A 12192-nucleotide genomic window follows, 5' to 3' on the forward strand; every position below is an offset into this window, starting at 1 on the left:
CCCTCCTTTTCACCGCCATTCTCTGTATACGGCGGCCATTCACTTTTCTATTTTTTTCACGGAGTTCGCCTTGCGTTTGTTCCACACCTCCGACTGGCACCTTGGCCAAAACCTCCACGGCCAGGAACGCGACTACGAACACGCTTGTTTCCTGGAATGGCTGCTGCGCCAGATCGGCGCCCAACATCCCGATGTGCTGCTGATCGCCGGCGATATCTTCGACACGGTCAACCCGCCGCTCAAGGCACAGGAGCGGCTGTATGACTTCATCATCAGCGCCCACGAGCAAAACCCCAAGCTGACCATTGTGATGATCGCCGGCAACCACGATTCCGGTTCGCGCATCGAGTTGCCTGCACCGTTGATGCGCCGTTTGCGCGCCCATGCTCTCGGGCGCGTGCTGTGGCTCGATGACGGCCAATTGGACGCCGAACGCCTGCTGATTCCACTGCCGGATGCCAAAGGCAAGATCGCCGCGTGGTGCCTGGCATTGCCCTTCTTGCGCCCGGCGGAAGTGACCGGCGCGCACCTGGGTGACGACTACCTGCGCGGTATCGGCCAGGTACATGAATGGTTGATCGCCGCCGCCAACGCCAAACGCAAAAGAGGCCAGGCGCTGATTGCCATCAGCCACGCCCATATGGCCGGTGGTTCAGTGTCGGAAGACTCCGAGCGCAGCCTGATCATCGGCAATGCCGAGGCGCTGCCCGCCAACCTGTTCGACAAAAGTGTCGGCTATGTTGCCCTCGGCCACTTGCACAAGCCGCAAAAGGTGAACGGCGAAGAACGCATTCGCTACAGTGGCTCGCCGATCCCGCTGTCGTTTTCCGAGATCGGCTACAAACACCAGATTCTCGACGTGACGTTCCAGGGCGAACGACTGGTCAGCGTCGAACCGCTCCTGATACCGCGCTCGGTCAACCTGCAACGGCTGGAGGCCGCGCCCCTGGCCGACATCCTCAGAGCGTTGGCGGACTTGCCCGATGTCGACCTGCTCGCCGAAACCCAGCGCCACCCCTGGCTCGAAGTACGTGTGCGCCTTGACGAGCCGCAGCCTGACCTGCGCCAGCAAATCGAAAGCGCCCTGCAAGGCAAGGCCGTGCGCCTGGTGCGCATCGCCGCCGAATACGCAGGCAAACGCGGCAGCGATGCCACTGACGAAGAACGCTTGATCGAACTCGACCAACTCACGCCGCAAGAGCTGTTCAGCCGCGCCTGGCAGGACAGCTACGGCAGCGACGTGGATGAACAGACCTTGAAGGACTTCGCCGTGCTGCTCCAGGAAGTGCAACAGCAGGAGGAACAGCCATGAAAATTCTCGCCATCCGCCTGAAGAACCTCGCCTCCCTGGCCGGCCCATTCGAGATCGACTTTACCGCCGAGCCCCTGGCCAGCGCGGGTTTGTTCGCAATCACCGGGCCTACCGGCGCCGGTAAAAGTACCCTGCTCGATGCGCTGTGCCTGGCGCTATTCGGCGCCGTGCCACGGCTGGGCGATACCGGCCAGGCGAAAATGCCGGATGCCGACAGCGATATTTCCATCGGCGACCCGCGCACTCTGATCCGTCGCGGCACCGGCGGCGGTTATGCCGAAGTGGATTTTGTCGGTGTCAGCGGCCGTCGCTATCGCGCGCGCTGGGAAGCCAATCGTGCCCGCGACAAAGCCAGTGGCAAACTGCAAAACAGCCGTCAAAGCCTGATTGACCTGGACAGCGACCAACTGCTGGCCAGCCAGAAAACCGAATACAAGACCCAGCTGGAACTGGCCCTGGGCCTGAATTTCGAGCAGTTCACCCGCGCCGTGCTGCTGGCGCAAAGTGAGTTCAGCGCGTTTCTCAAGGCCAACGACAACGAGCGCAGCGAACTGCTGGAAAAGCTCACCGATACCGCGTTGTACACCCAACTCGGCCGTCGCGCCTTCGAAAAGGCCAAGGAGGCCAAGGACGCGCACAAACAGTTGCAGGACCAGGCCACCGGCGTGGTGCCCCTGGCCGCTGAAGCACGCGCCGAACTGGATCAGCAACTGGCCGACGCCCAGCAACAGCTCAAGGCCCAGCAGGCCCAGCTCAAGCAACTGGAGTTGCAGCACACCTGGCTTAAGGAGTTGCGTGAGTGGCAGGATCGCCAACGCGCTGCCACCGAGCAGTTGCAACGCGCAGAGACAGATTGGGCTAACCAGGGCTCAGAGCGCCAGGACCTCAATCGCCTGGAGCAATTGGCACCGCAACGCCATCATTTCGCACGTTTGAGTGAACTCGAGACGTTGCTTCAGCCATTGGCCGTGCAGATTCAGCAGCATATCGAGCAGCAAAACGCCCTGCATAGCCGTCAGCAACAAGCCCAACAGCAACAATCGAACGCGCAAACGGCCCTGGCCCAGGCCTTGAAAAACCAGGCAGACGCTGTCCCGCTATTGCGCCAGGCCTTTGAAGCACAAAGCACCCTGGCTCACTTGACTCGGGATTTGAGCAAGCGCGCCGAGGAAAAACAGCAGCAGGAACACGCCTGCACCGAAGGCCACGCCCTGCTCAAGGGCCTGCAAGACAAACACACCCACGTCGCCGAGCGGCTGCAGCGCTTGTCGGCCGAACTTGAGCGCAATGCCGCCCTCGCCCCTCTGAGCGATGCCTGGAACGCCTACCGTGACCGCCTGCAACAGCTGATGCTGATCGGCAACCGCCTGAAAAAAGGCCAGGCCGAACTGCCTCAACTGGAACAGCGCGCCACCACGGCCGCAGAGAAATTTTCCCAGCAACGCGAAGCCCTCGACCTGCTCTATCAAGAAGCCGGCGCCGAACCCCACGCCGTGGCCGAACAGGTGCAGTTGCTGGCCAGTCTGTTGCACGACAACCGCAAACAACAACGTGCCTTCGAAGACCTGATACGCCTGTGGGACAGCCAGCAGCAGTTGGACCAGCAAGCGGCTGCGCTCACGCAAAAGCTCGCCGATGCCGCGCAGAAACGGGAGCAGTTGAACCAGACAGGCCTGCAAACCAAGGCCGAACTGGCCGTGGCCGAACAGACCCTGACGGTGACCAAACACCTGCTGGAACGCCAGCGCCTGGCGCGCAGTGCCAGCGTCGAGGAACTGCGCGCACAGTTGCAGGATGACCAGCCGTGCCCGGTGTGCGGCAGCCATGAGCACCCGTATCATCAGCCCGAAGCGTTGCTGCACAGTCTCGGCCGCCATGATGAAAACGAAGAGGCCAGCGCGCAGAAAACCGTCGATACCCTCAAGGAAAAACTCAACGAACTGCGTGGTGAAGTGGGCGGTTTGATCGCCCAGCAAAAGGAATTCCTGCACCAGCAGGAGCAGTTGGCAAACCAGCAGCAGGGCCTCACACCCAGCCTTGAGGCGCACCCATTGTCCGCCTCGCTGTTCAACCAGGACGTGGCCAAGCGAAGCAGTTGGTTGACCCAGCAACTGAGCCAACTGACCGAACGCACCACCCAGGACGAGCAACGCCAGAGCGCCCTGCTCAACTTGCAACAAAATGCCGGACGCCTGCAGCAGCAACTGCAAATCGCTCAGGATGCGAGCCAGCAGGCCCGCCAATTGATGCTGGATCAGCAGCGCGAACTGTCCAACGACCGCGAGCGTCTTGAAGAAGAACTACACGCCTTCGCCAGCCTGTTGCCGGCCGAGACCCTTGAAGGCTTGCGCAGCGAACCGGCCGCGACCTTTATGCTGCTCGACCAGCAGGTCAGTCAGCGCCTTGAACAACTGGGCCAACAACGCGATGAGCTGGTCGAGCAGCAGGAACGCCAGCAGGCCATCGAGAAAGAGCACACCCATCAGCAACATCGTCTGGCGCAGCTCGAGACATTGAACCAACAAGTCAGCGAGTTGGCAGCGCAACAACAGGCCGCCCAGGAAACTCTCGGCACCTTGCTGGGCGTGCACGCCAGCGCCGAACAGTGGCAGCAGCAACTGGAACAGGCCGTGGTGCAATCGCGCCAGAGCGAAACCGACGCCAACCAACAGTTGCAGGTCCTGCACAACGAACTGATCCAACTGGCGGCCGATCTCAAGGCTCAACAGGAGCGTGCGCAAGCGTTGCATGCCGAGCAACAGGCCCTTGATACGCGCCTGGCTGAGTGGCGTGCCCAGCACCCGGAACTCGACGACACTGGCCTCACCCGCCTGCTGGCCTTCGACGACGCTCAGGTCAACGCCCTGCGCCAGCATCTGCAGGCCAGCGAAAAGGCCGTCGAACAAGCCAAGGTGTTGCTGCTGGAGCGCGAACAACGCCTTGCCGAGCACCAGGCCCTGCACAACGGCAACCTCGACGCCGAACAACTGGACAGCACCCTCGCCGCCCTCAACCAGCAATTGGCCGAGGGCGAAAAACAGGTCGCTGAATTACGCGCGCGCCAGTCCGAAGACCAGCGGCGCCAAGAAGCCAACGCGGCGCTGGCGCTGACCACCGCCAACGCCTATGAGGAATGGCAGCGTTGGGCACGTCTCGAATCGCTGATCGGCTCGGCCAGCGGCGACAAATTCCGCAAGCTCGCCCAGGCTTACAACCTCGACCTGCTGGTGCATCACGCCAACGTGCAATTGCGCCAACTGGTGCGCCGCTATCGCCTCAAGCGCGGCGGCAGCATGTTGGGGTTGCTGGTGATGGACACGGAAATGGGTGATGAACTTCGCTCGGTGCACTCGTTGTCCGGCGGCGAGACGTTCCTGGTGTCGCTGGCATTGGCCCTGGGCCTGGCATCGATGGCGTCGAGCACATTGAAGATCGAGTCGCTGTTTATCGACGAAGGTTTCGGCAGCCTGGACCCCGAGTCATTGCAATTGGCGATGGATGCACTGGACGGTTTGCAGGCCCAAGGTCGCAAGGTGGCGGTGATTTCCCACGTACAGGAAATGCACGAGCGCATCCCGGTGCAGATCCAGGTCATGCGCCAGGGCAATGGTTTGAGCACGCTGGAGGTCAAGTGAGCGAAGTGTTGCTGTATTCGTTTCGGCGCTGCCCGTACGCCATGCGCGCTCGTCTGGCGCTGCGCTACTCGGGGGTGTCGATGCGTATTGTCGAGGTGAGCCTCAAGGCCAAGCCGGCCGAGATGCTGGCGCTGTCGCCCAAGGGTACGGTGCCGGTGCTGGTGGTGGATGGCGTGGTCATCGACGAGAGCCTGGCGATCATGCAATGGGCCCTGGCGCAGCACGATCCTGACGATTGGTTGCTACAGGGCAACCCGGCCACGCTGGCACTGATCGCCGAGAATGATCTGGGGTTCAAACAGCACTTGAATCGATACAAGTACCCCGAACGCTACCCCGAGCAGCCGATGGAACATTATCGGGCCGAGGGTGAGGTGTTCTTGCAAAAGCTGGAAGGATTGCTGGCGCAGCGAGATTACTTGCTGGCCGATCACCTGAGCCTTGCCGATGTGGCACTGGCGCCGTTTGTGCGCCAGTTTGCCCATGTGGATCGGGAATGGTTTGCAGGGACGCCGTATCACCGGCTTCAGGCCTGGCTGCAACGCTTTCTGGAATCACCGTTGTTTATCGCGGTGATGGCCAAATCCTGAGCCCTACCACATCAGATCTCACGCACCTGTCGCTCAGTGCTGGGTTTTGTGATCCAGCGCCGCATAGAAGTTGGCACTTTGTTGCAGGTATTTCTGGGTGTACGCGGTGGTGCCGGACTGTTTGCCGCTGACTTCCACGCTGGCGGCGGCAGGCAAGGCAACGGTGGCGGAGACGGCGGAAGCGGCGATGATCGAGAAGAGATTGAAGTTCATGTCGGTAGCCCTTGTATTCGTTTGGTGGGGTGGCCTGGGAAGGCCTTGGAACCCAACTTACGCCCGAGGGTTAAACCTTAGAAATGCTTTGAAACATTAGCCGCTATTAATGCAATTAATACAAAGGCTCAGGCCCCGCACTGCGGGGCCTGTGGCTTATTGACGCACCAGGAACTTGAGGTCGCTGGGCGCATCGATCGGCAATTTCTGCACGGTTTTACCCAGCAGGCCGGTCTTGGGGTCGCGTTCGACGACCACGATTTCATTGCTTTTCTGGTTGGCGAACAGTAGGAACCTGCCGCTCGGGTCCAGGCTGAATTCGCGCGGATGGTCGCCTTCTACGGAACGGCGCTGCAGCTCCTTGAGGTGCCCAGTCGCCGGGTCGATGCTGAACACCAGCAGCTGATTGGCCGTGCCGCGGTTGCTCAGGTACAGGAATTTGCCGTCGCTGGATGCGTGCAACGCTGCGCCGGCCTTGTCCGACACCGGTTGCCCGGCGGCGAAATCCACCAACTGGGTCTGCGTAAGTGTGCCGTCGTGGTAGTCAAACACCGCGACCTGGGCGCTCATTTCGGTCGTCAGCCAGGCGTGCTTGCCATCGGCGCTGAACAGCAAGTGACGCGGCCCGCTGCCCGGAGGCAGTTGCACCGAGGCCGGGGAAGCCGGCGTCAGTGGTTGCTCGTGGTTGGCCTTGGGGTCATAGCGGTAAGCAAACACTTTATCTGCCCCCAGGTCCTGCACGAACACGTACTTGCCATCCGGCGCCGACACCACCGAGTGCACATGGTTGGAAGCCTGACGCTCAGGGTTGACCCGGCTGGCGGGGTGTCCGCTCAACTGCACCGGTGCCGACAGCTTGCCCTCGGCATCCACCGGCAGCACCGCCAGGCTGCCGCCCGGATCCTCCTTCACGGAATAGTTGGCGACAAACAAGTAACGTCCATCGGCCGCAATGCTGGAGTGAGTCGGCTCATTACCCAGGCTCTGCACCTGGTTGATCAGGGTCAGTTGCTGATTCTTCGGGTCGATGCGATAGCTGCTCACGCGGCCGACCGGGTCTTTCTGGCCTGGGCCATTTTCATTGACCACGAACAGATGGGTCTGGTCCTTGGAAAGGGTCAGCCACGACGGATTGTCCGCCTTGGCCGCCAACACCGGCTGGCCCTGAAACCGGCCTGTGCGGCTGTCGAATTGCAGGCGGTAAATCCCTTCGCTGCTGCCGGCGGTGTAGCTGCCTACCAACAGTTCATAGGTCTCGGCCGGCGCGGCCTGTACCGACATCGCACCGACACTGCCCGCCATCAACAGGGGCCAGAATTTACGCATCATCATGCTCGTCTTCCTCGTCGTTATTGTTGCCGGTGAAAGCACTCATGCACAAGAGACGGTGCTCGCCCGAGTCACCGGTGAGGGTCCAGCTTTGCAACGTTTCATCAAAGGTCGCGGCCTGTACTTGCGCCACGCTGAAAGACCAGCGCTTTTCAGCGCGTCCGTCGATGCAGGTGATCACCAGCGCCTGATCGTCGAGGGTGAAATCAAAGGCGTGCAACCCATCGACTTCGAGCATATCGGTGTTGGCAAGTTCAGTAAGGAGGCTAGCGGCAGTCATCGGGATCGTTCACGCAAAGAAAAGAGCGTGATGATAAGCCAATTCCTCACGCCCTTCCCCCATCGCGTTGCCCAACGATATCCGGATACCGCCAGCGCGTGCGCCGACTTGCCATTCTTGGTCCACATCCGTGGCGCATGGCCCACCGACCAGCACCCCGGCCACTGCGATTGAAGCCCGCATCCGCACGAAAAGGATTTTCATCCCTATGCAACCGTTATCGTCTCCTCCCCTAACCGTCCAGGCCGTCAGCCGCCAGTTCGCCACCCGCCCGAGCCTCATGCCCTTGGTCCAGACCCTGCTCGGCAACGCCCTGCGCGAACGCTACCCCTCGTTGAGCATTGATCTGGCGCTTACGCACCTGGCAATCCCGCAAGCGACTAAGGGCTGGACGTTTCAGCCATTGATGGACGTCATCTTCAATTACCTCGCCGGTATCGGGCCATTGGATCTCGGTGAGGCGTACGGTATCGATCACTACCTCTCGGACGTACCGCCCAAACGTCTGAAACTGCCGGGCCTGACCCGCGAAAAGCTGGAGATGACGGTGGTCCAATCGCTGATCCAGGATCTGTGTTCGACACTGCCCATTGCCGCACAGGACGCATTGGCCCATTACTGGAATGAGCCCTCGGGCACGGGCGGCAGCCGCTGGCGTTGGCTCAGCGACATGCTCATGACCACCCTGCAAGCCAGCGCCTTGCGTCTGACCGACCTGGATGCGGACGTGCGGCAGACCCTTGACCAACTCATTGGCACCCCGGACCGCGAACAGCGGATCGCGCGATATGGTGAGCACGCGGTATACGCCTACAGCCTGGAGACACAACTGGATAACGCAGGCCAAACCACGCGCGTGTTGTCAGAGCAGTTGCTACTGACGCGTGCCATCAACGGCAAGGCGCCGGTGCTGTGTTCCCCCGGCGGGCGTGTCGAGGCGTTCTCGTCCATGGATGCCTTCACCCTTGCTTGGGGCGAGCGCGCCGCAGCCCAGTACGAGGCAGAGACGATCACCTGCAATCGTTACGAGCCCGAGGGCTCGATCTTTGATTACCAGGCCACGACGCTGTTTAACCTGCAAATGGAACGCCTGGCCGCTCTGAAACTGCCCCTGGAACAACGCCAGGAAACCCTGCAGGGGCTGTACCTGCGGCTCACCGACCCCGGCGAGTTTTTCCTGGATGCGCAAGACGGCGCCGTCCGCACCCTGGATGCCGTGCGCGCTCGGTTGCCGGATGCCTTGCGCGATGCGCCCCCCGGATACCGCGAGCGATACCGGCAATACAGCCTGGCCCTGGCCACCGCGAAACAGCGGGCGGGTGGGCGCTCTTTTCTCACCGGCATCGACGATATCCACACCTATACCGTGCATGCCCTGCAGCAAGCACTTGACCATGAGGCGAGCGCTGCCGGTGACACCACCGGGCAAGTGGCCCTGCACCCTGATGACCTGCAACTGACGTTCGTCGTTGCCGCGGGCTACCCTGGCACCGTGGGTATTGTCGAACGTGTCCACATGAGCCTGACGGAACTGGCGCTCAAGAACCTGGCAGGCCTGCCCAGCGGCGAGTTGTCCATCGCCCATCGCCAGGGCTCACCGTTACCGGCCTGGTTGACCCGCGAAACGGTGATTGGCGGCGACGGATTGATCAAGCGCGTCGACATCGGCAAGCACTACCCCGAGTTGCTCAAGCAAGCGCTGTTGAGCGACACGCCTCAGGCGCGGGAGCGGGAGCGGGAAACACTGTTCGCCGCTCAGCAGCCGATGCAACTGTGCTTGCTGGCGCTGGAACTGAGCCTCAAGGGCGAAGCCGGCATCACGCCACAAGGCGCCCGTATGGTGGCGGCGTTGATGCAAGGGAGCAGCGCTGAACAGAAGGTCGACGGCAAGCCGGTGGTGATCCGTCACCTGTCCTTTTTGCGCAGCCCCGGCGCAAAGGCCGACAAGGTCAGCGCCATGTACTTGATCGAGTTCCAGGACAGTGAACGCGGCCCGCATCTGCTTTACCGGCCCTTGTATGCCCAGGCATTGCAGGAGTTCTCCAGCCGGGCGGCGCTGTTCCAGGCCATTGCGCAACCGGGTGAATTGCAAACCAGTGTCCTGACCTGGTTATCCGATACCGCCCGACCGATTTACGACCACGGCGGTTTTCAGGAGCCCCATTATCTGCGTTTTGGCCAGGGCGATGAGTTCGCGCCGCGCCGCACGCCGCCACCGGCGACATTCGCCAGCGACGGCGCCAACGACGAACTGCACCAGTGCCTGGTCACCGGGCGGCTGATGACTTACCTGTTCAGCGACCACAGCCGGGCCTTGATTGAACAGGCCGAGCGCGAGTCCACGTCCAACAGTGAAAGTCGCTGGCAGGTGCTGATGGAGGGCGGGAGTTTGTTGTTCGGCAGCTTGCTGCAACCACTTTTGTCAGGCCCGTCAATGATAGTGGGATGGTTGTTGGCGCTGTACAGCAGCCTCAGCCAGGACATTCAGTTGCTCGACAGTTCATCCGCCACGTCTCGCGAGCAAGGCGCGATCGACCTGTTGCTCACTGTCGCAACACTGCTGCTGGAATCCCCGCTGGCACCCACTGCCCCGCCCCCAGCCGTGGCGCTACGCGTGCCGCAGCGACGCCCGCAGACATGGCCGGCGCCCGCACCTGCACGGATTCGCCAAGGCACCGTTGCATTGCCCGGCGTGCAGCCACAAGGCTTGCACACCGCCGTGGATTTCAGCTACGCCCAGGCCCGTTATCGCCTTACGCCCAGCCAGCGCGCCAACCTCGCGTCACTCAAGGTGCCGATGCCGGGTGACCTGCCACAGCCGGTCTTGAATGGCCCCCGCAAGGGCTTGTACCTCATCGATAACCGCTGGCATGCGCAGGTCGACAGCGACCTGTTCCGCGTCAACCTGGAGGACGATGGTAGCGTGCGAATTACCGACCCCACCGATGCCCAACGGCCTGGCCCTTACCTGCGCGACGACGGCCAGGGCATCTGGTCAGTGGACTCCCGGCTGCGCCTGCGCGGTGGCATGCCGCCAAAGCGCATCGCTGCCGAGCGCGAGCGCAAGGCCAACCGCGTCAAGGCATTGGAGGATGACCTTCAGGCCTACTTGCAAACTCAGCCCGAGGTCGACAAGGCAGAAGCCCGGCAGACCGGTTTAAGCGGCAAGCCACTGGCAGAGGCGCGTCAGCAGTACGATGCCGCCCTTGAGAAACAAAGCCAGCACCAGCAGCAGATCCTGGACAGCCTCAAGGAGCGTGAAGCATTGAATGTTCCCTTATCGCTGACAAAAACCCTGGACCTGTTGCACGACGCCGTTCTCAATGCCCGTAAACATGTGGCCATTGCCGAGCTCGACAGAGAAGACCTGTACCGCGCCCACCCGCAGTTCCGGCGTGAAGGTCCCGGTTTCAATGTGGCAGTCGTGCTTGAACGCAACCGCTATCGCCAGTTCACGTCCCAGCTGGCAGACATCAACGAGCGCAGTATCCGCTGGCTTGAACGCCAGGCGCGCCACCTTGAACACATGCAGTCAATGGGCTCCAGCGGCGCCAAACGATTCAACGAGATGACTGCCAATCGGGTGAACGAGATCAGCGCGCTGTCCATCAAGGACTTGCAACTGCGCACCTTGAAATACCTGAGCGTGAAGGATTTCGGGCACCCGCTGTTCAAAGCGATGGATAACATTGTCAGCCCGCTGCAGCAGCAGGTACGCACCCACGCCGAACTCAACGGCCTGGTGCTGTCGGCCAGTGATCGGCTGAGTGTGTTGGAAAGTCTGGTGGAGCATTACGGCCGTGCGCTGGATGGGTTGCTCGGGTTGGAAATTGTCGACGTCGAGGGCCTGGATGCGACGTTCAGCGGCCGGTTGCTGAACCTGGTCCGCGGGCTCTACGACGAGGTAACACAACGTCTGTCCAGGGAGGTCAGACCGATTGCACACACCAGCAACCAGCCGCCCAGGCCCGTGCCGGCTCAGGCCCCGGCGGCCACATCGGCAAAACGGGTAATCAAGACCCGGCGCAGGGGCACGCTGATCGGCGACGTGCAGCGGGTGCACAACGTTGAAGTGGTCGAAGTACGCAACGAGAACACCCGGCAAGTGGTCGAGAGCTATTCACAGCAGGGCGATGTATGGGTCGAGTATGTGGTGCAGACGCCGCCCCAGGCGCCCGTCCCACCGCGCAGCCTGAGCCAGGTCAAGGGTGAAGCCCGCAAGTTGCTGGCCATGCTGGATGATCATCTGCGCAGGGCCGAGCATTACAAAAAAAGCAGCAGGCACCCCCAGGAGGTCCAGGAGGTCCTGGATTACGAAGCGGCTCGCTATGACAAACTCGCCACCGAGTTGGACCAGGCCATCGCCGCTCAGCCCGAGAGTGCCAGGACCACCGCTGACCAGGCACTGGCCAGCGACATGCGTAAGGCCGGTGAACGCTTGAGTGCCTTGGGCCAGACATTGCGGCACCAACTGAGCCTGGAACTGCCGCCCACCCACGGCAATCTGGAATACCTGCTCAATCAGCGCCAGGTCAACGTGGCCAAGTTGGGCGGGCGGACCCGATTGAAGGGGGAGCGCCAGGACTTCATCCAGGAGTACGCGATCAATGATCCCAAAGGCTACCCGGTGTGGTATGCGCATTTTCACTACCCCACCGCAGACACCGCAGGGGCCGACTACACCGCCGCGCACGTGAAAACCCGCGAACAGCGCAAGCAAAGCTATTACTCGTTGCTCGCCAAGGCGCAGGGCCCGCAGGCAGTGGTCGACGTACACCGAGGCTTGATTGGCAAGGCGCTGGCGCAGCGCTGGTTCTTATCGTTCCCGTAATA

General features: G+C 61.7%; 7 protein-coding genes. 4 read left to right on the forward strand and 3 right to left on the reverse strand.

Annotation, left to right across the window (positions count from 1 at the left end; genetic code table 11):
- The first annotated feature begins 70 nt into the window (after positions 1-70).
- Genes G9Q84_RS11285 through G9Q84_RS11295 form a run of 3 tightly spaced genes read left to right on the forward strand, consistent with a single transcriptional unit; the run spans position 71 to position 5537 of the window.
- Positions 71-1312 carry an exonuclease SbcCD subunit D C-terminal domain-containing protein gene (locus G9Q84_RS11285; RefSeq protein ID WP_181643319.1) on the forward strand — a complete coding sequence of 414 codons (1242 nt, stop codon included), beginning with the start codon at positions 71-73 and terminating at the stop codon, positions 1310-1312.
- Entirely contained in the window at positions 1309-4947 is a 3639-nt protein-coding gene (locus G9Q84_RS11290) for an AAA family ATPase (protein WP_181643320.1), read from the forward strand. Before G9Q84_RS11285 ends, G9Q84_RS11290 begins: the two co-directional genes overlap by 4 nt.
- Entirely contained in the window at positions 4944-5537 is a 594-nt protein-coding gene (locus G9Q84_RS11295) for a glutathione S-transferase (RefSeq protein WP_032887219.1), read from the forward strand. Before G9Q84_RS11290 ends, G9Q84_RS11295 begins: the two co-directional genes overlap by 4 nt.
- Positions 5538-5570: 33 nt before the next feature.
- Here G9Q84_RS11295 and G9Q84_RS11300 read toward each other — a convergent pair whose 3' ends face one another.
- The 3 genes from G9Q84_RS11300 to G9Q84_RS11310 form a co-directional block, all read right to left on the reverse strand.
- Entirely contained in the window at positions 5571-5750 is a 180-nt protein-coding gene (locus G9Q84_RS11300) for a hypothetical protein (RefSeq protein WP_032887221.1), read from the reverse strand.
- 156 nt (positions 5751-5906) lie between these two features.
- Positions 5907-7082 carry a lactonase family protein gene (locus tag G9Q84_RS11305; RefSeq protein ID WP_032887222.1) on the reverse strand — a complete coding sequence of 392 codons (1176 nt, stop codon included), beginning with the start codon at positions 7080-7082 and terminating at the stop codon, positions 5907-5909.
- Positions 7069-7359, reverse strand: a complete 291-nt coding sequence (locus G9Q84_RS11310; RefSeq protein ID WP_181643321.1) for a DUF5629 family protein — start codon at positions 7357-7359, stop codon at positions 7069-7071. Before G9Q84_RS11310 ends, G9Q84_RS11305 begins: the two co-directional genes overlap by 14 nt.
- A gap of 208 nt (positions 7360-7567) precedes the next feature.
- Here G9Q84_RS11310 and G9Q84_RS11315 point away from each other — a divergent pair, with 208 nt between their 5' ends.
- The gene (locus G9Q84_RS11315) at positions 7568-12190 is read left to right on the forward strand and encodes a dermonecrotic toxin domain-containing protein (RefSeq protein ID WP_181643322.1); all 4623 of its coding nucleotides are present in this window, start codon (positions 7568-7570) and stop codon (positions 12188-12190) included.
- The last annotated feature ends 2 nt before the right edge of the window (positions 12191-12192 follow it).

Origin of the sequence: Pseudomonas sivasensis (genome assembly GCF_013778505.1) — a bacterium.
Classification (GTDB): Bacteria; Pseudomonadota; Gammaproteobacteria; order Pseudomonadales; family Pseudomonadaceae; genus Aquipseudomonas; species Aquipseudomonas sivasensis.

Bases quoted from the DNA above. Each gene is read 5' to 3' on its own strand.
- G9Q84_RS11290 (WP_181643320.1), top strand. From the start codon at position 1,309: ATGAAAATTCTCGCCATCCGCCTGAAGAACCTCGCCTCCCTGGCCGGC.
- G9Q84_RS11310 (WP_181643321.1), bottom strand. From the start codon at position 7,359: ATGACTGCCGCTAGCCTCCTTACTGAACTTGCCAACACCGATATGCTC.
- G9Q84_RS11305 (WP_032887222.1), bottom strand. From the start codon at position 7,082: ATGATGATGCGTAAATTCTGGCCCCTGTTGATGGCGGGCAGTGTCGGT.
- G9Q84_RS11315 (WP_181643322.1), top strand. From the start codon at position 7,568: ATGCAACCGTTATCGTCTCCTCCCCTAACCGTCCAGGCCGTCAGCCGC.
- G9Q84_RS11300 (WP_032887221.1), bottom strand. From the start codon at position 5,750: ATGAACTTCAATCTCTTCTCGATCATCGCCGCTTCCGCCGTCTCCGCC.